The organism is Stutzerimonas tarimensis, assembly GCF_042648805.1.
Classification (GTDB): Bacteria; Pseudomonadota; Gammaproteobacteria; order Pseudomonadales; family Pseudomonadaceae; genus Azomonas; species Azomonas tarimensis.
The window spans coordinates 271,244-290,731 of the sequence record NZ_JBHRXZ010000022.1 but is presented as its reverse complement, the minus strand read 5'-3'; the positions used below and the strand labels follow the sequence as shown (position 1 = coordinate 290,731).

Here is a 19,488-nt window from a genome sequence, read left to right as displayed (position 1 = left end):
CCGTCGAGGTTCCGTTGATCCGCGCTCGCCCGCTGTTCATTTTCCTGCTGCTGCCGCTACTGATCGCCGCCGGCCTCGCCTGGCGCACCTGGCAGGGGCCGGAACTGCCCGGCTATGAGGTCCAGGCGCGGCCCCTGGTCCAGCGCGTGGTCGCCAGCGGCGAAGTCGACAGCCGGTCGGTGGCGCAGATCGGCAGCGAGATCACCGGCGTGGTGGCCGCACGCTATGTACGCGAGGGCGATCAGGTGCGGGCTGGTGAACTGTTGCTGGAACTGCACGATAGAGAGTGGCGCGCGCGCCTGCAGGAAGCCCAGGCGCAACTCGACCAGCTCGTCGCCTCGACCCGGCCGCAAGCCCAGGCAGCGCTGCGCGAGGCGGAAAGCAATCTGGCCCAGGCGAGCCGCGAGCGCGAGCGGCGCGCCAGGCTGACCGAGCGCCAGCTGATCTCCGTCGAGCAGCGCGAACAGGCCCAGCGTGCCGAGACTGCAGCCCGCGCCGCGCGTGACCGGGCGCGCCTGGCGGCCGCCGCGGTGGCCGCCGACGGCAGCGAGACCCGGCTGCTGGAACAGCGGCTCGAGGCCGCGCATGTGGCCCTGGCGCGAACCCGCCTCCTCGCCCCGGTCGACGGCATCATCCAGTCGCGTCAGGTCGAACCGGGAGACCTGGTGCAGCCCGGGCGCACGCTGTTGACCCTGGCCCCGCTGGACAGCTTGGAGATCCGCCTGCCGCTGGATGAAAAGAGCCTGGCGCCGATCGAGCCGGGGCTTCCGGCCACGGTGATCGCCGACGCCTGGCCGGAGCGACCGTTGGCGGCCCGGGTGAGCTACCTGGCGCCGCGGGTCGAACCGACCACCGGCACCCTCGATGTGCACCTGCGATTCGAGCAACCGGCGGAATTCCTGCGCCAGGGCATGACCGTCTCGGTGAGCATCGAAACCGGCCGCCGCGAGCAGGCACTGGCGCTGCCCAACGACAGCCTGCGCCAGCGCGACGGCGCCCGGGCCGAAGTACTGCGCCTGGATCGCGACAACCGGGTCGAGCGGGTAACCGTGCGCCTGGGCCTGCGCGGTACCGGCCTGAGCGAGGTGACCGGGGGCCTGGCGGCCGGCGACCGGGTGCTCATCGGCGACGCCAGGCCAGGCCAGCGGGTCCGCCTGCGCCAGCAGGCCTATTGAGATGCGGCTGGCCGACTCGCTCTGGCTGGAATGGAAAATCGCCCTGCGCTTTCTCCTCGACAACTCCCTGCAGAGCCTGCTGATCAGCTTCGGCATCACCGTCGGCGCCGCGGTGATCGTGTTCATCACCGCGCTGATCACCGGGCTGCAGAGCAACGTGATTGAGCGCACCCTGGGTACCCAGGCGCACATCCGCCTCGAGCCGCCCGAGGCGGTCAACCTGCAGCCGACGGCGCCCGCCGATAGTCACCTGATCCTGCTGGAAAGCCCCCGCGCCCAGCGCCTGCAATCGATCCTCAACTGGAGCGAGGTGATCGAACTGCTCGACGAACAATCCGAACTGCTTGCCGTCTCGCCCCTGACCAGCGGCCCGGCCCTTGCCCGCCGCGGCGGCGCGCGGGCGTCGGTGTCGCTGATGGGCATCGAGGCCGAACGTTATCTGCAGGTGGTTCCCGTCCACCGGCACCTGCGTGCCGGTCGCTTCGAGGTCAATGCCGGACAGGCGGTGATCGGCCATGAGCTGGCTCGCGAGCTGGGCCTGGTGGTTGGCGACAAACTGCGCCTGGATGCCGGTGAAGGGCGTGAAACCGTCCTCGAGGTGGTGGGCATCTTTGATCTCGAGGTCCGTGAACTCGATGCCCGCTACGTCTACCTCGACCTTCGCCAGGCCCAGGCGCTGCTGGACCTGCCCGGTGCGGTGACGGTGACGGTGATCGACACCACGGTGGCCGACATCTTTGCCGCCGAGGACATCGCCCGGCAGCTGGCGCGGCGCACCGGCCTGAAGGTGGAGAGCTGGATGGAAACCAACGGCCAGCTGCTCAATGCCCTGCGTTCGCAAAGCATGACCACCCAGATGATCCGCATCTTCGTGGGGATCTCCGTGGCCTTCGGCATCGCCAGCGTCCTGGCTGTCAGTGTGGTCCAGCGCACCCGAGAAATCGGCATCCTGCGCGCCATGGGCAGCCCGCGCGGGCAGATCCTGCGGGTCTTCCTGCTTCAGGGCGGGCTGCTCGGGCTGGTCGGCTCGGCAGCTGGCGGGCTGGTCGGCTGGGGCCTGATCCAGGTGTTCAATGGCCTGGCCGGACAGCTGTTCGAGATTCGCCTGGAGCCGTCGCTGGTGCCCACCGCGATGGCGATAGCCACCGTCGCCGGGGTACTGGCCGCGGCCATGCCGGCACGCCGGGCGGCACGTTACGACCCGGCCGTGGCGATTCGCTATGTCTGAGGAGGTCCTGCGCCTAGAGGCGCTGCGCAAGGTCTACAAGCCCGGCACCCCGCTGGAGCAGGAGGTCCTGCACGGCATAGACATGCACCTGTGCCGGGGCGAGCTGTGCGCGCTGGTCGGCCCCTCGGGCTCGGGCAAGAGCACCCTGCTCAACCTCATCGGCCTGCTCGACGCCCCCACGGCGGGCGAGCTGTACCTGCTGGGCCGCCCTACCCGCGGCCTGCAGGACGCCGCGCGCACACGCCTGCGCAACGAGGCGATCGGCTTCGTCTTCCAGTTCCATCATCTGATCCCCGCCTTCAGCGTGCTCGACAACGTACTGATGCCGCTGATGATCCGCCAGGGCCGGCCTGCCGCCGAGCATGTCGAGCGGGCCCGGGGGCTGCTCGCCGAGGTCGGCCTCGAAGGCTTCGCCGCGCGCAAGGCCAGCGAACTCTCCGGCGGCCAGCAGCAGCGGGTCGCCATCGCCCGGGCGCTGGTCACCCATCCCGCCCTGCTGCTGGCCGACGAACCCACCGGTAACCTCGACAGCCGCACGGCGGATGCCGTGTTCGAGTTGTTCCGCCGCTTCAATGCCCGCTTCGGCTGCGCGGTGCTGGTGGTCACCCACGACCCGCGCCTGGCCGCCGGCTGCCAGCGGCAGATCGAACTGGTCGATGGTCGCCTCATTACATACAAGGCGTGAAAAATCTTATGTCAGGGATGTCTTCTGCGAGCGTTTCAAATCGGATTCCAACTTGCACCATAGTGCTCGCAGAGCCGCTTTGCGTATTAGCGCACAGCGATACAGTCGGATTTCCAGCGGCAGCTGCCAATGCGCACCACCGCATATAGCAAGCTCATTACGTGCCAACTCACCATCCACCGAAAGCAACGGAACCCAGGCTATGCCGAGCCCTTGTAACGCCATGCCCTTCAGACTATCCGCCATGTCTGTCTCGTACACGGTCGTTGAACGTAAAGCGCGCTCGCGAAGCAAATGATTTACCGAGCGGCCCAGCGAGGCGCCAGCGCTATAAGCCAACAAAGGTACGCTGCGCTCATTTTCCAGCAGGTACAAGGCTGTGCCGTCCGATCGGGTCGCACTTACCGGAACCATCCAGGTGCGCCCCAGTAGTTGGGAGGGAAACAAACCAGGGTCAAGCTGCAGTGCTGCTCCTGGCTCGTGATAGCCGAGCAGTACATCACAGGTACCCTCTCGCAAGGCACGCACCGCCTCACCGACATTGGCCGCCTCCAATCGGGTAGCCAGGCTCAGACCCTCTCCACGCAGCCGCGCCAACCAGGCGGGAAAAAAGCCAAGCGCCAACGAATGCGCAGCGGCCACTACCAGCGCCTCGCCCTGCTGACCTTCCGAATGGTGCAGATGGCGCACCACTTCCCTTAGCTGCTCGACTGTGTGCCGCGCGCTGATCAGAAACACCTGACCCGCCTCGGTCAATTCGACGGGGGTGCGCGAGCGGTTCACCAGGGTCAGGCCGAGCGCCTCCTCCAGTGCGCGGATCCGCCGGCTGAAGGCCGGCTGGGTGACGAAGCGCCGCTCGGCGGCCCGGGAGAAACTGCGGGTGGCGGCCAGGGCGACGAAGTCCTCCAGCCATTTCATTTCCAGATTCAAGCGGGCTCCACGTGGGGAACAGGCCCCCGGGCAGTTTGGAAGGCATGCGTGATTATGCCGTTTCGGCATGATCACGCAAACAACGGCATTGGCCAGCTGGACAGCAGGCACCTTAGTTTAGGGCTGCCTTGTGGCAATAACCGCCCCCTTCGAGAACACCAGACTCATGTCCGATCCTGCATCCTTTCGTTCCGAGCACGACCTGCTCGGCACCCTCGTCGTGCCCGCCGAAGCCTATTACGGCATCCAGACCCTGCGCGCCCGCCACAACTTCCGCCTCTCCGGCGTGCCGCTATCGCACTACCCCAGGCTGGTGGTGGCGCTGGCCATGGTCAAGCAGGCCGCGGCCGATGCCAACCACAGCCTGGGCCTGCTGCCATCCGCGCGTCATGCCTCGATCGTCGAGGCCTGCTCGCGGATCGTGCGCGGCGAGTTCCACGACCAGTTCGTGGTGGACATGATCCAGGGCGGCGCCGGCACCTCGACCAACATGAACGCCAACGAGGTGATCGCCAATATCGGCCTGGAGGCCATGGGTCACGCCCGGGGCGAGTACCGCTACCTGCACCCGAACAACGACGTGAACATGTCGCAGTCGACCAACGACGCCTACCCCACGGCGATTCGCCTGGGCCTGCTGCTCGGCCACGACACCCTGCTCGCCAGCCTCGACAGCCTGTGCCAGGCGCTGCGGCACAAGGGCAGCGAGTTCTCCGGGGTGCTGAAGATGGGCCGCACCCAGTTGCAGGACGCGGTGCCGATGACCCTCGGTCAGGAATTCAACGCCTTCGCCACCACCCTCGGCGAGGACCTGCACCACCTGCGCCGACTGGTGCCCGAGCTGCTCTGCGAGGTCAACCTGGGTGGCACCGCCATCGGCACCGGGATCAACTCGGACCCGCGCTACCAGGGCCTGGCCGTGCAGCGCCTGGCCGAGATCAGCGGCCAGCCGCTGGTGTCCGCCGCCGACCTGATCGAGGCGACCTCGGACATGGGCGCCTTCGTCATGCTGTCGGGCATGTTCAAGCGCCTGGCGGTGAAGCTGTCGAAGGTCTGCAACGACCTGCGCCTGCTCTCCAGCGGGCCGCGCACCGGGATCAACGAGATCAACCTGCCGCCGCGCCAGCCGGGCAGCTCGATCATGCCCGGCAAGGTCAACCCGGTGATCCCGGAGGCGGTCAATCAGGTGGCCTTCGAGGTGATCGGCAACGACCTGGCGCTGACCCTGGCGGCCGAGGCCGGCCAGCTGCAGCTCAACGTGATGGAGCCCCTGATCGTCTACAAGCTGTTCGACTCGGTGCGCCTGCTGCAGCGGGCCATGGACATGCTGCGCGAGCATTGCATCACCGGCATCACCGCCAACATCGAGCACTGCCGGGCGCTGGTCGAGAACAGCATCGGCCTGGCCACCGCGCTGAACCCCTTCATCGGCTACGAGAATGCCACCCGCATCGCCCGGCAGGCGCTGGCGCAGGGGCGTGGCGTGCTGGAGCTGGTGCGCGAGGAGCGGCTGCTGGACGAGCACCGCCTGGCCGAAATCCTGCGTCCGGACAACATGATCGCTCCGCGTCTGGCGCCGGCGCCGTCCTGAGACTGGTGCTTCGGCGGACGGTCCAGCCGTTCGCCCTCAAGAGGGACGACCATTGGCCGTCCCTTTTTCATGCCTGCTGTTTCCTTACCTTATTAGCAGCGTTCATTTGCGAGCCCGCCTGCTACCGCTGGTAACGCTTCTGCACAGACTTATGGCACGGCGGTATCGATATGTACCGCTCAGGTGCACATCCTGCCTCCTCCTCCACCCGGCTTGTTCCAGTCTCGAAACAAACGGGCCGTTTCATAAGCGGAATGGATAATCCATTGATTTTAAAGGTAATTTATTTCGCCAGCGATCTCCGGAATGACTGGCATTGTTCATGCTTAAGACAACGTACCGTATTTGAAACGACTTCGAGACTAACCATGCCCATTTCCGAGCTCCACGCCTACCGTACCCCGCCGGCCGCCGCTGCCAGCCGCGAGGTGTCCGCTCCCGTCGAGATCGAATTCCGCGCTGTCGCCAAGGCCTTTCCCAAGAAGGGCAGCCAGGACGCGATGCCGGTGGTTCGGGAGGTGAGCTTCAGCATCCGTCGCGGCGAGGTGGTGTCGATCATCGGCCCGTCCGGCTGCGGCAAGAGCACCATGCTCAACATGGGCTCGGGACTGTACATGCCGAGCGAGGGCGAGGTGTTCATCTCCGGCGAGAAGGTCAGCGGGCCGGTGCGCAAGGTGGCCTTCATGCTGCAGAAGGATCTGCTGATGCCCTGGCGAACCATTCGCCGCAACATCGAACTGGGCCTGGAAATCGAGGGCGTGCCGGCGGCGCGTCGTGCCGAGGTGGCCAACGAGCTGCTGGCCAAGTGTCACCTGGACGGCTTCGGCGACCACTACCCCTTCCAGCTCTCCGGCGGCATGCGCCAGCGCGCGGCACTGGCCCGCACCCTGGCCATCGACCCGCAGGTACTGTTCCTCGACGAGCCGTTCTCGGCCCTCGATGCGCAGACCAAGATGATCCTCCAGCAGGATCTGGCCCTGATGCTTCATGAACAGCGCAAAACCGCCCTGTTCATCACCCATGACCTCGTCGAAGCGATCGCCATGTCCGATCGCATCCTGGTCATGAGCGCCCGTCCCGGGACGCTCATCGAAGAAATCAAAGTGAATCTGCCGCTACGCGAGAACCCGCTCGAGCGCCGCAAGCTCCCGGAGATCGGCCCTCTGGCCGGCCGCCTGATGGAGCTGCTGAAGGTTGGCGAGAGCACCGACCTGCACTGAACACACACCCCCTTTCGGAGATGAGCATGAGCAATAAATTCGCTGCACGTGTCGCCAAAAGCGCCCTTCTGGCCGTGGCGCTGAGCACCGCCGTGAGTGTACAGGCGGCCGATCTGCAGAAGATCACCTACCTGCTGCCGGCACCCCCGAATTCGCCGGCCTTCGCGCCCTGGATCATTGCCCAGCACAAGGGCTACTACGGCGAGGAGGGCCTGCAGGTGAATTTCGTCGCCGGCAAGGGCGGCGTCGACGTAGCCAAGCAGATCGGCGCGGGCAATGCCCTGGTCGGTGGCGCGATCGGCGACACCCCCATCGTGGTGCGCGCCAACGGCGTTCCGGTCAAGGCCGTGGCGGTACTCGGTGCCGGCGGCGTGACCATGGTCGCCACCGATGCCGAGCAGAACATCAATTCCATCGCCGACCTGAAGGGCAAGACGATGACCGTGATGTCCTACTCGGATACCACCTACTACGCCCTGCTCGCCTCGCTGAAGAAGGCCGGCCTGTCGAAGAACGACGTGAATGTGCAGGCCGCCGGTCCCGCCGGCGTCTGGCAGCTGTTTACGGCGAAAAAGGCTGTGGCCATGGCCGGCGTGCCGGACTGGGTGGTGAATGCCGAGGATGCCGGGCTGAAGGTCAGCCTGGTCCCGCAGTCGGAGATCTTCGAGAGCATGGCCCAGGCGATCCTCGCCTCGGACAAGGCGATCGAGCAGCAGCCGGAGGTGATCGGCGGCGTGGTCCAGGCCACCCTGCGCGGCATGCGCGACATCATGCAGGACCCTGCCGCCGCGGCCGCCACCTTCGCCGAGGCCGTGCCCTCCTACAAGGGCAAGGAAGCCAGCCTCGAGAAGATCTTCAATCTCTACCGTGACCACGTCTACGCCAACCAGGCCACGCCCGGATACATCGATCCGCAGCGCCTGGAGAACGTCCGCCAGTTCTACGTCAGCGAGGGCATCGTCAACCGCGAGACGCCCCTGGACGAGCTCTACACCAACCAGTTCGTGGAGGCGGCCCAGGTCGCCACGAAATAACGCTCCCGCCGCTCGAAAGGTACATCGTCGATGAAAAGCCTCAACAACCCGGTAGCCGGCAGCCTGATCCTGCTGGTCGTGTTCCTCGCGCTCTGGCAGTGGGGACCGGGCCTGATGGGCATGCCCGAGTTCGTCATGCCCAACCTCACCCGCGTAATCGCCGAGTTCGGCGCGATGTGGCAGCACAGCAACCTGCTGGAGCACACCCTGATCACCGCGCTGGAAATCATCGTGGGCTTCGCGCTGGGGGCACTGCTGGGTATCGTCATCGGCGTCAGCCTCGGCCTCTCGCCGAATGCCGAGGCCATCCTTTCGCCCTACATCCTGGCGCTGCAGATCGCCCCGAAGGTCGCCTTCGCCCCGCTGTTCGTGATGTGGCTGGGCTACACCATCTACCCGAAGATCCTCATCGCCATCCTGATCGTGTTCTTCCCGGTGATGATCAACGTGCTCTCGGCAATCCGCACCGTCGACCCGGACATGATCAACCTGGTCCGCGCGATGAACGCCAATCGCTGGCAGATCTTCCGTCTGGTGGAGTTCCCCTCGGCCATGGCCGCGCTGTTCTCTGGCCTGCGCATCGCCTCCACCCTGGCGGTGATCGGGGTGACCGTGGGCGAGCTGGTCGGCGGCAACAAGGGCCTTGGCTTCCTGCTGGTGAATTCCGAGGGCCAGGGCAACACCGCCGGCGTGTTCGTCGCCATCGTCATGCTGACCCTGATCGGCGTGCTGGCCTACGCGGCGGTGGTCTGGGCCGAGAAGCGCGTCCTGCACTACCTGCCCAAAGCCAACCTGAGCACGGTCTGAGGAGCGCGCCATGCAGAACCTTCTGAACGGACGGCGGGTACTGGTCACCGGTGGCGCCCGCGGGCTGGGCCTGGCGTTCGCCGAGGCGATCGCCGGCGCCGGGGCCCGGGTGGTGATCGCCGACATCCTCGCCGAGCAGGTCGAGGCCTCGGCCGCCGCCCTGCGCCAGCGTGACCTCGATGTCCGCGCGCTGCGGCTCGATCTGGCCGACCCGGCCTCGATCGAGGCCTGCGCCCGACAGAGCGCCGAACTGCTGGGCGGGCTGGACGGGCTGGTCAACAACGCCTCGGTCACCAACTCCGGCGGCAGGAATCTCGAGGAACTGGAGATCGAGATGTTCGACCGGGTCCTGCAGGTCAATGTGCGCGGCACCTGGCTGATGACCCGCGCCTGCCTGCCGGCCCTGCGCGCGAGCGGCCAGGGGGCGGTGGTCAATCTGGCGTCCGACACCCCGCTGTGGGGCGCCCCGAACCTGCTGGCGTATGTCGCCAGCAAGGGCGCGGTCATCGCCATGACCCGCTCGCTCGCCCGGGAGCTCGGCCACGACGGCATCACCGTCAATGCCATCGCCCCCGGCCTGGTGGAGGTGGAAGCCACCGCCTACGTGCCCGAGGCACGCCACCAGCACTACAAGCAGCAACGAGCCATCCAGCGTGCACAACTGCCGGAGGACGTGAGCGGCGCCGTGCTGTTCGCCCTTTCCGACCTTTCCCGCTTCATCACTGGACAGACCCTGCCGGTAAACGGCGGGTTCGTGATGACCTGATCCCGGAGAAACCCATGACCGATCTCAATCAACAGGCTGCCCCGAAATCCTACGACCGCCCCGAAGGCGCCAGCTTCGCCGAATGGTGCGAATCGCGTATCGCCCGCTTTTCCACCCGTCGTTACGACTGGGACGCGCTGAAGTTCCAGGCCGACTACGATCCCAAGTACCGCCGCGCGCAGATGCGCTACATCGGCACCGGCGGCACCGGCGTGGCCAGCGACAACAACACCATTCCCTCCGAGCACTTCACCTTCTCCACCATGATCATCCCGGCCGGCAACATCGGCCCGTCGCACATCCATGTTGACGTCGAGGAAGTGTTCTTCGTCCTGCGCGGCAAGATGAAGGTGATCATGGAGAAGGACGGCGAGCGCTTCGAGGCGATCCTCACCGACCGCGACATCATCTCCGTGCCACCGGGCGTCTACCGCGAAGAGCACAACATCGGCGAAGAGGACGCGCTGATGTGCGTGATGCTCGGCGCCAAGAAGCCGATCACCCCCACCTACCCGCCGGAATCCCCGCTGGCGCGGATCAAGCGCGGTTGATCGCCATGACGCTCGCATCGTTTTCCGGTACCCCGCTTCTCGACCAGCCGCTGCTCGAACAGCTCGACGCCGATTTCCCGCAGCGTCACCTGGTGTTCTCCGACGGCCGCACGGCGATTCGCGAATGCGGCCAGGGGCCAGCAGTCGTATTGCTGCATGGCATCGGTTCCGGTGCGGCGTCCTGGCTGCAAGTGGCCCAGCGGCTGTCCGGGCAGGCCCGAGTGGTTGCCTGGGACGCGCCCGGCTATGGGCAGTCCTCGCCCCTGGCCGCGTCCCGGCCGCGTGCCGAAGCGTATGCCCGGCGCCTGGAGCGGATGCTCGATGCGCTGGGCATCGAACGCTGTCTGCTGGTCGGCCACTCGCTGGGCGCCATGACCGCCTTGGCCTGCGCCAGCGGCCCCGATGCATCGCGCATCGCCCGGGTGCTGCTGATCAGTCCGGCGCGCGGCTACGGCAGCCCGTCGCGTCAGGCACAGGGGCAGGCGGTTCGCGCCTCCCGCCTGGCCAACCTCGAGCGGTACGGCATCGAGGGCACGGCCAACCAGCGCAGCCACCATCTGCTGTCGGCCAACGCCTCGCCGGAGGCTCGGGAGTGGGTGCGCTGGAACATGGCGCGGCTCAATTCCCAAGGTTATCTGCAGGCCGTCGAATTGCTCTGCGGCGACGACCTGCTGCGCTTTCCGCTCCCGTCGATGCCCTGCGAAGTGCATTGCGGCGAGCACGACGGCATCACCGTTCCAGACGAATGCCACCTGATCGCCCATCACCTGCGCGCGCGCTTCGCCCTGATCCCCCGGGCCGGTCACGCCAGTCCGATCGAACAGCCCCAGGCGGTCGCCGAACGCATCGCCTACGCCCTCAAGGCCTCACTGGAAGGAGTACGTCCATGACCGATGTCGAGTCACTCAAAGAGACGCAGGAAAAATACATCGTCCCCGGTCTGGAACGCGGCCTGCTGCTGCTCTGCGAATTCAGCCGGCAGAACCGCACCCTGACGGCGCCGGAGCTGGCGCGCCGGCTGAAGCTGCCGCGTTCGACCATCTTCCGCCTGCTCACCACGCTCGAAGCCATGGGCTTCGTCACCCGTAGCGGCCACGAGTACCGGTTGGGCATGTCGGTGCTGCGCCTGGGCTTCGAGTACCTCGCCTCGCTGGAGCTGACCGAGCTCGGCCAGCCGCTGCTGACGCAGCTCAGCAACCGCATCAACTACCCGTGCAACCTGGTGGTGCGCGACGGCCGCTCGATCGTCTACGTCGCCAAGGTCTCCCCGCCCACCGTGTTCACCAGCGCGGTCAACGTCGGCACCCGCCTGCCGGCCCACGCCACCGTGCTCGGGCGCATCCTGCTCGAGGACCTGTCGCTGGCCAACCTGCGCGACCTCTACCCGGAGGAGGTGCTGGAGACCCATTCGCGCTGCACGCCCAGGACCGTGCTGGAACTGTTCGATCTGGTGCAGAGCGATCGCCAGCGCGGCTACGTGATGGGCGAGGGCTTCTTCGAGTCGACCATCTCCACCGTCGCCGCGCCGGTACGCGACCACAGCGGCAGGGTGGTCGCCGCCCTTGGCGCCACCATTCCTTCGGCCCATATCGGCGACGAACGCATCGAGGAACTGGTGCGGCAGGTCCGGCAGAGTGCCGACGAGCTGTCGCGGCTGCTCAACTACAACCCGAACGTGGCCCAGGCCGCGACGCTGATGAGGGGCTGAGCATGGGCATGTACGACCTGAGCGGAAAGGTCGCCGTGGTCACCGGCGGCACGTCGGGCATCGGCCTGGCCACCGTCGAGCTGCTGCTTGAGGCCGGCGCCGCCGTGGCCATCTGCGGGCGCGACCCGGATCGCCTGGCCAGCGCCGAGACCGATTTGCGTCGGCGCTTTCCCCGGGCGAAGCTGTTCGCTCAACGCTGCGACGTGCTCGACGCGGCGCAGGTCCAGGCCTTCGCCGACGCCAGCCGGGAGGCGCTCGGCGAGGCCGGAATGCTGGTATGCAACGCCGGCCAGGGCCGCGTCTCGACCTTCGCCGACACCAGCGACGAGGCCTGGCAGGAAGAACTCGGGCTCAAGTTCTTCTCGATCATCTACCCGATCCGCGCCTTCCTGCCGCAGCTGGAAAGCCAGCCGGACGCCGCCATCGCCTGCGCCAACTCGCTGCTGGCCAGCCAGCCTGAACCGCACATGGTCGCCACCTCGGCGGCCCGCGCCGGGGTGAAGAGCCTGGTGCGCTCGATGGCCACCGAATTCGCCCCCAAGGGCATCCGCGTCAACGGCATCCTCATCGGCCTGGTCGAGTCCGGCCAGTGGCGCCGCCGCTTCGAGGCCCGTGAAGAGCGCGACCTCGACTGGACGCAGTGGACGGCCCAGTTGGCCGTCAAAAAGCAGATTCCCCTGGCGCGACTCGGCCTGCCCCTCGAGGCGGCCCGTGCCCTTTTCTTCCTCGTGTCACCGCTGTCCGCCTACACCACGGGTAGCCACATCGATGTTTCCGGAGGGTTGTCCCGTCATGTCTGAACCAGTCCGCAACGACCAGCACAAGGTCACCGTCGGCGCCGCCATCACCGCCTTCCTCGAACAGTGCGGCGTGAAGGCCGCGTTCGGTGTGATCTCCATCCACAACATGCCGATCCTCGATGCCTTCGGCAGCCGCGGCAGGATCCGCTTCGTCATGGCTCGCGGCGAAGCCGGCGCGACCAACATGGCCGATGCCTACGCCCGCGCCGTCGGCGGTCTGGGCGTCTGCCTGACCTCCACCGGCACCGCCGCCGGCAATGCCGCCGGCGCGATGGTCGAGGCGCAGACCGCCGGCACGCCGTTGCTGCACCTGACCGGGCAGATCGAGACGCCGTACCTCGACCAGGACCTGGCGTACATCCACGAGGCGCGAGACCAGTTGACCATGCTCAAGGCGGTCTCCAAGGCAGCGTTCCGCGTGCGCAGCGCCGAGACCGCCATCAGCACCCTGAAGCTGGCCGTGCAGACCGCCCTGACCGCCCCCTCCGGCCCGGTCAGCGTGGAGATCCCGATCGACATCCAGTCCAGCTTCATCCCCATGCCGACCGACCTGGCCCCCCTGCCGATCCCGGTAGCCGTGCCTGCCGACGAAGCCCTGGACCGGGTCGCCGAGCGCCTGGTCAGCGCCAGACGTCCGCTGCTGTGGCTCGGCGGCGGTGCCCGCCACGCTGGCCCGCAGGTCAAGCGCCTGATGGACATGGGTGTCGGCGTGGTCACCTCGACCCAGGGGCGCGGGGTGGTCAACGAGGATGACGAGCGCTGTCTCGGCGCCTTCTCGCAGAACAAGCGCGTCGAGCAGTTCTTCCAGACCTGCGACGCGCTGCTGGTGGCCGGCTCGCGCCTGCGCAGCAACGAGACCTTCAAGTACGCGCTGAAGCTGCCCCACGCCACCTACCGGATCGACGCCAACCCGGCGATCGAGGGCCGCTGCTACCACAGCGACCTGTTCATCTGCGGCGACGCGGCGCTGGCCCTCGACGGCCTGGCCGACCGTCTGGAGGGCCGCCTGCGGGTCGAGCCGAACTTCCTCGCCGAACTGCGCGAAGTGCGCCGCCAGGCCCGTGCCCAACTGGTCGATGAGATCGGCCCCTACGCGGTGCAGGTCGAGAAACTGCAAGCGCTGGCCGGCCGCGACTTCACCTGGGTCCGCGACGTGACCCTGTCCAACAGTATCTGGGGCAACCGTCTGCTCAACCTGTTCCACCCGCGCGCCGGTATCCACGCGCTTGGCGGTGGCATCGGCCAGGGCCTGGCGATGGGCATCGGCGCCGCGGTGGCGGCGGCGGAAACCGCTCCCGAGCGGAGGGTGTTCGCCCTGGTCGGCGACGGCGGCTTCATCCTCAACCTGGGCGAGATGGCGACCATGGTCCAGGAGCGCGCCAACATGGTGATCATCCTGATGAACGACCAGCGCTACGGAGTCATCAGGAACATCCAGGACGCGATCTACGGCAGCCGCCACTGCTACGTCGAACTGCATACCCCCGACTACGCCAAGCTCTCCGAGTCGATGGGGCTGCGCCATGCCCTGGTGAGCGACCTGAAGGACTTCGCCGGGGTGCTCGATCGCGCCCTTGCCCAGCCCGGACCCTTCCTGCTGGAAATCGACATGCTCGCCGTCGGCCCCTTCAATACCCAGTTCGCCGGCCCGCCGAATAGCGCCACCCAATTCCAGAAGGCCAGTGCCTGAGGAGCGATGCCATGCTGAACATCACCATGATCGGCTGCGGCGCCATCGGCATTGGCGCCCTGGAGCTGCTGGAAAAGGACCCGGACCTGTGTGTCGACGCGGTCATCGTGCCGGAAAACTCCGAGGAGCTGGTGCGTCAGCGCCTGGCCGGCTTCGTCAGGCCGCCACGCGTGCTCACCGCCTTGCCGGCCGACGCCCGCCCCGACCTGCTGGTCGAGTGTGCCGGCCACCGCGCCATCGAGGAGCACGTGCTGCCGGCGCTGGAGCGCGGCATACCCTGCCTGGTGGTGTCGGTCGGCGCGCTCTCCGAGCTGGGCCTGGCCGAGCGCCTGGAGGCGGCAGCGCGCCGTGGCGGCACCTATATCGAGTTGCTCCCCGGCGCCATCGGCGGCATCGACGCGCTATCGGCAGCCAAGGTCGGTGGACTGGACGCGGTGCTCTACGTCGGGCGCAAGCCGGCCAGCGCCTGGAAGGGCACCCCGGCCGAGCAGGTCTGCGACCTGGACAGCATCAGCGAGGCGACCGTCATCTTCCAGGGCAGCGCCCGCGAGGCGGCCAGTCTCTATCCGAAGAACGCCAACGTCGCCGCCACCCTGTCGCTGGCCGGGCTCGGCCTGGATCGCACCGAGGTGCAACTGATCGCCGACCCGCACAGCAGCGAGAACGTGCATCGCGTGGAAGCCCGCGGCGCCTTCGGCGGCTTCGAGATGACCCTGCGCGGCAAGCCGCTGGCGGCCAACCCGAAGACCTCGGCGCTGACCGTGTACAGCGTCGTCCGTGCCCTGGGCAATCACGCCCACTCCCTTTCCATCTGAGGCCGACCATGAATCTCGATCAGATCCAGCCCATCTGCATCGCCGGCGAATGGCGCCTGGGCCAAGGCGACCTCTATGCCACTCACTATCCGGCCACCGGGGCCGCGGTGACCCGCCTGCATGCGGCCAGCCTCGACGATGTCGAGCAGGCCATCGTCGGTGCCCAGCGGGCCTTTGAAACCAGTGGCTGGGCCCAGCGCAAGCCCCACGAGCGGGCGGCGGTGCTCTACCGCATAGCCCAACTGATCCGCGAACGCAGCGAGGAGCTGGCGCAGCTGCAGCGCCTGGACAACGGCAAGCCGATCAAGGAAACCCGCAACCTGGTGGCCAGCGCCGCCGGCACCTTCCAGTTCTTCGCCGCCGCCTGCGAGACGCTCGAGGAGTCGATCACACCGTCGCGGGGCGACTACCTGACCATGAGCGTCTACGAGCCGATGGGCGTGGTCGCTGCGATCACGCCATGGAACTCGCCGATCGCCTCCGAGGCGCAGAAGATGGCGCCAGCCCTGGCCGCCGGCAACGCGGTGGTGGTCAAGCCGGCGGAAATCACCCCCCTGGCGGCGCTGGCGCTGGCGCGCATCTGCGACGAGGCCGGCCTGCCCCGCGGGCTGGTCAGCATCCTGCCGGGCAAGGGCTCGCTGATCGGTGACGCGCTGACCCGGCATCCCCTGGTCAAGCGCGTGTCCTTCACCGGCGGCACCCGCACCGGCAAGCACATCGCGCGCATCGCCGCGGACAAGATGATGCCGGTGTCCATGGAACTGGGCGGCAAGTCGCCGACCATCGTGCTGGAGGATGCCGACCTCGACCACGCCGTGGCCGGCGTGCTCTATGGCATCTTCAGCAGCTCGGGAGAATCCTGCATCGCGGGATCGCGGCTGTTCGTCGCCCGCCCGCTGTACGACGCCTTCATGGCGCGGCTGGTGGAGGGCGCCAAGGGCATCCGCATCGGCGATCCGGCCGACGAGGCCACACAGATGGGCCCGCTGATTTCCGCCGCCCACCGCGAAAGTGTGGAGCGTTACGTGGACATGGGCCTTTCCGAAGGCGGACGGCTGCTGACCGGCGGCGAGCGCCCGCAAGGGGCGGCGTTCGAACAGGGCTATTTCTACACCCCGACCATCATCGTAGGGCTGGGCAACGATGCGCGCCTGTGCCAGGAGGAGGTCTTCGGCCCGGTACTGGTCGCGCTGCCCTTCGACGACGAGGCTGCGCTGGTGCGCCAGGCCAACGACAGCCTCTACGCGCTGGCTGCCGGCATCTGGACCCGCGACTTCCAGAAAGCCTGGCGACTCGGCCGCGCCATCCAGGCCGGCACCGTGTGGATCAACACCTACAAGCAGTTTTCCATCTCGACGCCCTTCGGCGGCTGGCGCGACAGCGGCCTGGGACGCGAGAAGGGCCGCCTCGGCATCCTCCAGTACATGGAGCAGAAAGCCCTGTACTGGGGCCTGAACGAACAGCCCATCGCCTGGGCAGGAGTCAAAGCATGAGCGTACTCGGCATCGACGAGATTACCTATGGCGTGGACGATCTCCCGCGTTGCATCGCCTTCTTCAAGGACTGGGGCCTGACGCTGGTCAGCGAACAGCCCGACGAGGCCGTCTTCGAGACCCTCAACGGCTGTCGCGTCATCGTCGCCGATCTGCATAAGGCCGGCCTGCCGCCGGCCATCGAGGCCGGCCCGACCCTCCGCGAGGTCGTCTGGGGCGTCGAGAGCGCTGACGACCTGGCCCTCTATTCCGGGCGCATCGCCCAGGACCCCGGCTTCGTCGAAGGCAATGGCCGCATCGGCTGCATCGATCCCAACGGGCTGGCCATCCGCTTTCAGATTACCCGCAAGTGCGACCTTGATCTGGAGGAATGCGGGGCCCATAACACCTGGAACAGCAAGGGCCGGATCAACAGGCCGAGCCCGGTATACGAGCGCGCCACGCCAGTGGAAGTCGGCCACGTGGTGTTCTTCGTCAAGGACGTCAATGCCTGCGAGGCGTTCTACCATGAGCGTTTCGGCTTCCAGTCCTCGGATCGCTACCCCAATCGCGGCGCCTTCATGCGTACCGCCGAGGAGGGCGGGCATCATGACCTGTTCATGCTGCAATTGCCGGAGCCGCGAGCCGGCCTCAATCACGTCGCCTTCACCGTGCGCGATATCCACGAGGTCTTCGGCGGCGGCATGCACATCTCCCGCTGCGGCTGGGACACCGAGATCGGTCCCGGCCGGCACCCGGTGTCCTCGGCGTTCTTCTGGTACTTCAAGAATCCGGCCGGTGCGCTGGTGGAGTACTACTCGGACGAGGACCACCTCACCGCCGAGTGGCAGCCGCGTGAATTCGAGCCTGGCCCCACGGTATTCGCCGAATGGGCCATTGCCGGCGGTATCGACGGCGTCACCCGCCGACAGAAGCACGTCGAGGCGCCCCAGGGCAAATTCCTCACCGACAAACCCCGGGCGGAGAACAAGCCATGAGCGACAGCCTGCTGCTGACGGTGCTGCTCAGACACGACCAGTCGAAGAATCTCGATGACATCCAGGGCCACCTGAAAAAGATGGACTGGTGGGAGCGCTTCCCGGTCGAGGGCGTGGAGGTGGTTTCCTGGACCGTCGCCATGGGCCTGGGCCAGGTCGTGACCCTGAGGTTGCCCCCTGCGCTGCTACCCAAGATCAACGTGGAACTCGAACGCTCCGCCTGGGGCCTGTTCCGCACCGAATGCTATCCCACCTACGACTTCGTCCCGGTACGCGAAACGATCCGCGAGCGGGTCCGCAATGGAGGCCAATGAGATGAACGCGCCCTACAACGAAACCCACCAGGCCCGCACGCGCCCGAGCACACCCTTCGAGGACCTGCTCGGCGACTCCATCGAGCGCGCCTACGCGGCCGGCAAGCACGACCTGTCGAGCCTGCTGGCGCACCTGAACCTGGCCGGCCCGCCCTGCCCGCTCAACGCCGGCGAATGGGACGAGGAAAGCTACAAGACGCTGATGGCCCGGCTGGGCGAATGAGGATTCGAACATGAACATGCAAGCCAACGTCGACCCGCTCGAGCAACTGCTCGCCAATGGCCTGAAGAACCTCTGGTTCCCGATCCTGCCCTCCAGCCTGCTGGAAGAAAGGCCGGTGTCCATTCGCCGCCTGGGCTACAAGATCGCCCTCTGGCGCGACAATGACGGCAGCGTCCACGCCCTGGAAGACCACTGCCCGCACCGCGGCGCCCCGCTGTCGCTCGGCCCGGTGCTCGGCGACCGCCTGCAGTGCCCCTACCATGGCGTCGAGGTGCGCTGCGACGGCACCGTCACCAAGGTGCCCGGCAGCCCAGGCTGCAAGCTCGAAGGCAGCCGCCCCACGCGCATGTTCCACGTGCGCGAGGCGGCCGGCGCGATCTTCCTCTACAACGCCGCCGACCCGCACCTGGACGAGGCGCCGGAGCTGGTGCTGCCCGAGCAGCTGACCTCGCCGGAGTGGAGCCACTTCCTCTGCTACACCGAGTGGAAGGGCGACTACCGCTACGTCATCGACAACGTCATGGACCCGATGCACGGCACCTACCTGCACAAGATGTCGCACTCGATGAGCGAGGGCGAGAGCACCGCGAAATTCGTCACCCGCGACACCGACAACGGCTTCATCTTCGAGAAGGAAGGCCAGCGCGGCGTCAACTTCGACTGGACCGAATTCGTCGACAACGGCTGCCACTGGCTGCGCCTGGAAATTCCCTACCCCAAGACCGGCGGCCCGGGTGGCAATTTCACCATCATCGGCAGCTACACGCCGAGCAGCCCGGCAATGTGCGGCGTGTTCCACTGGCGCTGCCGCCCGCTGACCGGCTGGCAGCGCGATACATGGCGCTTTCTCTACAAGAACCGCCTGGAGGCCCGCCACTGGGCCGTGCTGGAGCAGGATCGCGTGCTGCTGGAACACATGGAGCCGGACGCCAACCAGCGTGAGAGCCTCTACCAGCACGACCTGGGTCTGGTACGCATCCGCCGCTATCTGAAGGGCAAGGCCAGGGAGCAACTGGAACTGATCGAGGCCAGACAGCTGTGAGCGCCATCACCGTGACGCGCGTCCGCGCGGAGGCGGTGGCCGAACTGGCCACCGCGACCTGGTCCAACGGACTGCTGATCGGCAATGAAGTGGTGATGTCCGGCATGACTGGACATCCCGCCACTCGCCAGGCCACCGAAAGGGGGGAGCCCCTGGGCGCCTATGCGCAGACTTTGGTAGTACTGAACAAGTGCAAGGCGCTGGTCGAAGCGGCTGGCGGGCACATCGGCAATATCTACCGGCTGAGGGTGTATCTCACCGATATCGCCAACAAGGACGAGGTGGGCCGCGCCCGCCGCGACTTCTTCGCCGGCCAGGCAACCTACCCGATCTCGACCCTGGTCGAGGTCGGCGGCCTGGTCTTTCCCGAACTCTGCGTGGAGATCGAAGCCAGCGCTCGGCTGGACATCGATCTGTCCGTTACAGCCTGAGGCCAGGT

General features: G+C 67.1%; 21 protein-coding genes. 20 read left to right on the top strand and 1 reads right to left on the bottom strand.

Translation table 11 applies throughout. The annotated features are described in order from the left end of the window. Positions 1-17 precede the first annotated feature (17 nt). The 3 genes from ACFOMF_RS10520 to ACFOMF_RS10510 are packed head-to-tail and all read left to right on the top strand — an operon-like array spanning position 18 to position 3,088. Entirely contained in the window at positions 18-1,175 is a 1,158-nt protein-coding gene (locus ACFOMF_RS10520; protein ID WP_386365804.1) for an efflux RND transporter periplasmic adaptor subunit, read from the top strand. Position 1,176: 1 nt separating this feature from the next. Continuing rightward, positions 1,177-2,403, top strand: coding sequence for an ABC transporter permease (locus ACFOMF_RS10515; RefSeq protein WP_386364539.1), 1,227 nt, complete (start codon positions 1,177-1,179; stop codon positions 2,401-2,403). After that, a complete protein-coding gene (locus ACFOMF_RS10510) occupies positions 2,396-3,088 on the top strand; it encodes an ABC transporter ATP-binding protein (RefSeq protein ID WP_386364537.1) in 693 nt (230 codons plus the stop codon). The genes ACFOMF_RS10515 and ACFOMF_RS10510 overlap by 8 nt, the downstream gene beginning before the upstream one ends. A 6-nt stretch (positions 3,089-3,094) precedes the next feature. Here the strand turns inward: ACFOMF_RS10510 and ACFOMF_RS10505 are convergent, their stop codons facing one another. Further along, positions 3,095-4,018 (bottom strand): LysR substrate-binding domain-containing protein, encoded by a 924-nt coding sequence (locus ACFOMF_RS10505; RefSeq protein ID WP_386364535.1) that lies wholly within the window; start codon positions 4,016-4,018, stop codon positions 3,095-3,097. Positions 4,019-4,184: 166 nt separating this feature from the next. On the opposite strand from ACFOMF_RS10505, the gene ACFOMF_RS10500 reads away from it, so the two are divergent. The 17 genes from ACFOMF_RS10500 (at position 4,185) to ACFOMF_RS10420 (ending at position 19,480) form a co-directional block, all read left to right on the top strand. Then, a complete protein-coding gene (locus ACFOMF_RS10500; protein ID WP_386364533.1) occupies positions 4,185-5,609 on the top strand; it encodes an aspartate ammonia-lyase in 1,425 nt (474 codons plus the stop codon). Between the two features lie 368 nt (positions 5,610-5,977). Beyond that, positions 5,978-6,829, top strand: coding sequence for an ABC transporter ATP-binding protein (locus ACFOMF_RS10495; RefSeq protein ID WP_386364531.1), 852 nt, complete (start codon positions 5,978-5,980; stop codon positions 6,827-6,829). Between the two features lie 26 nt (positions 6,830-6,855). Continuing rightward, positions 6,856-7,863: an ABC transporter substrate-binding protein gene (locus tag ACFOMF_RS10490; protein ID WP_386364529.1), complete on the top strand. Its 1,008-nt coding sequence runs from the start codon at positions 6,856-6,858 to the stop codon at positions 7,861-7,863. A 30-nt stretch (positions 7,864-7,893) separates the two neighbouring features. Next, a complete protein-coding gene (locus ACFOMF_RS10485; RefSeq protein WP_386364527.1) occupies positions 7,894-8,670 on the top strand; it encodes an ABC transporter permease in 777 nt (258 codons plus the stop codon). Positions 8,671-8,680: 10 nt separating this feature from the next. Further along, positions 8,681-9,436, top strand: a complete 756-nt coding sequence (locus tag ACFOMF_RS10480) for an SDR family oxidoreductase (protein ID WP_386364525.1) — start codon at positions 8,681-8,683, stop codon at positions 9,434-9,436. A 14-nt stretch (positions 9,437-9,450) separates the two neighbouring features. Beyond that, positions 9,451-9,987: a cupin domain-containing protein gene (locus ACFOMF_RS10475; RefSeq protein ID WP_386364523.1), complete on the top strand. Its 537-nt coding sequence runs from the start codon at positions 9,451-9,453 to the stop codon at positions 9,985-9,987. A 5-nt stretch (positions 9,988-9,992) separates the two neighbouring features. After that, a complete protein-coding gene (locus tag ACFOMF_RS10470; RefSeq protein WP_386364521.1) occupies positions 9,993-10,877 on the top strand; it encodes an alpha/beta fold hydrolase in 885 nt (294 codons plus the stop codon). Then, positions 10,874-11,695 (top strand): IclR family transcriptional regulator, encoded by an 822-nt coding sequence (locus ACFOMF_RS10465; protein WP_386364519.1) that lies wholly within the window; start codon positions 10,874-10,876, stop codon positions 11,693-11,695. The genes ACFOMF_RS10470 and ACFOMF_RS10465 overlap by 4 nt, the downstream gene beginning before the upstream one ends. A gap of 2 nt (positions 11,696-11,697) precedes the next feature. After that, complete coding sequence (locus ACFOMF_RS10460) at positions 11,698-12,495, top strand: SDR family oxidoreductase (protein ID WP_386364517.1); 798 nt, start codon at positions 11,698-11,700, stop codon at positions 12,493-12,495. Further along, entirely contained in the window at positions 12,488-14,185 is a 1,698-nt protein-coding gene (locus ACFOMF_RS10455; RefSeq protein WP_386364515.1) for a thiamine pyrophosphate-binding protein, read from the top strand. Before ACFOMF_RS10460 ends, ACFOMF_RS10455 begins: the two co-directional genes overlap by 8 nt. Positions 14,186-14,196: 11 nt before the next feature. After that, positions 14,197-15,000, top strand: a complete 804-nt coding sequence (locus ACFOMF_RS10450) for an aspartate dehydrogenase (protein ID WP_386364513.1) — start codon at positions 14,197-14,199, stop codon at positions 14,998-15,000. Positions 15,001-15,008: 8 nt separating this feature from the next. After that, positions 15,009-16,493, top strand: coding sequence for an aldehyde dehydrogenase (locus ACFOMF_RS10445; protein ID WP_386364512.1), 1,485 nt, complete (start codon positions 15,009-15,011; stop codon positions 16,491-16,493). Further along, a complete protein-coding gene (locus tag ACFOMF_RS10440; RefSeq protein WP_386364510.1) occupies positions 16,490-17,470 on the top strand; it encodes a VOC family protein in 981 nt (326 codons plus the stop codon). Before ACFOMF_RS10445 ends, ACFOMF_RS10440 begins: the two co-directional genes overlap by 4 nt. Continuing rightward, a complete protein-coding gene (locus tag ACFOMF_RS10435) occupies positions 17,467-17,784 on the top strand; it encodes a hypothetical protein (protein ID WP_386364508.1) in 318 nt (105 codons plus the stop codon). The genes ACFOMF_RS10440 and ACFOMF_RS10435 overlap by 4 nt, the downstream gene beginning before the upstream one ends. A gap of 1 nt (position 17,785) precedes the next feature. Further along, positions 17,786-18,007 (top strand): recombinase-like helix-turn-helix domain-containing protein, encoded by a 222-nt coding sequence (locus tag ACFOMF_RS10430; RefSeq protein ID WP_386364507.1) that lies wholly within the window; start codon positions 17,786-17,788, stop codon positions 18,005-18,007. 10 nt (positions 18,008-18,017) lie between these two features. Next, positions 18,018-19,049, top strand: coding sequence for a Rieske 2Fe-2S domain-containing protein (locus ACFOMF_RS10425; protein WP_386364505.1), 1,032 nt, complete (start codon positions 18,018-18,020; stop codon positions 19,047-19,049). Continuing rightward, positions 19,046-19,480, top strand: coding sequence for a Rid family hydrolase (locus ACFOMF_RS10420; protein ID WP_386364503.1), 435 nt, complete (start codon positions 19,046-19,048; stop codon positions 19,478-19,480). Before ACFOMF_RS10425 ends, ACFOMF_RS10420 begins: the two co-directional genes overlap by 4 nt. The last annotated feature ends 8 nt before the right edge of the window (positions 19,481-19,488 follow it).

What these genes read in the sequence shown, in the direction of transcription:
- ACFOMF_RS10480 (WP_386364525.1), top strand. Translation starts at nt 8,681, where the DNA reads ATGCAGAACCTTCTGAACGGACGGCGGGTACTGGTCACCGGTGGCGCC.
- ACFOMF_RS10450 (WP_386364513.1), top strand. Translation starts at nt 14,197, where the DNA reads ATGCTGAACATCACCATGATCGGCTGCGGCGCCATCGGCATTGGCGCC.
- ACFOMF_RS10495 (WP_386364531.1), top strand. Translation starts at nt 5,978, where the DNA reads ATGCCCATTTCCGAGCTCCACGCCTACCGTACCCCGCCGGCCGCCGCT.
- ACFOMF_RS10435 (WP_386364508.1), top strand. Translation starts at nt 17,467, where the DNA reads ATGAGCGACAGCCTGCTGCTGACGGTGCTGCTCAGACACGACCAGTCG.
- ACFOMF_RS10515 (WP_386364539.1), top strand. Translation starts at nt 1,177, where the DNA reads ATGCGGCTGGCCGACTCGCTCTGGCTGGAATGGAAAATCGCCCTGCGC.
- ACFOMF_RS10485 (WP_386364527.1), top strand. Translation starts at nt 7,894, where the DNA reads ATGAAAAGCCTCAACAACCCGGTAGCCGGCAGCCTGATCCTGCTGGTC.
- ACFOMF_RS10455 (WP_386364515.1), top strand. Translation starts at nt 12,488, where the DNA reads ATGTCTGAACCAGTCCGCAACGACCAGCACAAGGTCACCGTCGGCGCC.
- ACFOMF_RS10475 (WP_386364523.1), top strand. Translation starts at nt 9,451, where the DNA reads ATGACCGATCTCAATCAACAGGCTGCCCCGAAATCCTACGACCGCCCC.
- ACFOMF_RS10460 (WP_386364517.1), top strand. Translation starts at nt 11,698, where the DNA reads ATGGGCATGTACGACCTGAGCGGAAAGGTCGCCGTGGTCACCGGCGGC.
- ACFOMF_RS10440 (WP_386364510.1), top strand. Translation starts at nt 16,490, where the DNA reads ATGAGCGTACTCGGCATCGACGAGATTACCTATGGCGTGGACGATCTC.
- ACFOMF_RS10490 (WP_386364529.1), top strand. Translation starts at nt 6,856, where the DNA reads ATGAGCAATAAATTCGCTGCACGTGTCGCCAAAAGCGCCCTTCTGGCC.
- ACFOMF_RS10465 (WP_386364519.1), top strand. Translation starts at nt 10,874, where the DNA reads ATGACCGATGTCGAGTCACTCAAAGAGACGCAGGAAAAATACATCGTC.
- ACFOMF_RS10500 (WP_386364533.1), top strand. Translation starts at nt 4,185, where the DNA reads ATGTCCGATCCTGCATCCTTTCGTTCCGAGCACGACCTGCTCGGCACC.
- ACFOMF_RS10445 (WP_386364512.1), top strand. Translation starts at nt 15,009, where the DNA reads ATGAATCTCGATCAGATCCAGCCCATCTGCATCGCCGGCGAATGGCGC.
- ACFOMF_RS10430 (WP_386364507.1), top strand. Translation starts at nt 17,786, where the DNA reads ATGAACGCGCCCTACAACGAAACCCACCAGGCCCGCACGCGCCCGAGC.
- ACFOMF_RS10425 (WP_386364505.1), top strand. Translation starts at nt 18,018, where the DNA reads ATGAACATGCAAGCCAACGTCGACCCGCTCGAGCAACTGCTCGCCAAT.
- ACFOMF_RS10510 (WP_386364537.1), top strand. Translation starts at nt 2,396, where the DNA reads ATGTCTGAGGAGGTCCTGCGCCTAGAGGCGCTGCGCAAGGTCTACAAG.
- ACFOMF_RS10470 (WP_386364521.1), top strand. Translation starts at nt 9,993, where the DNA reads ATGACGCTCGCATCGTTTTCCGGTACCCCGCTTCTCGACCAGCCGCTG.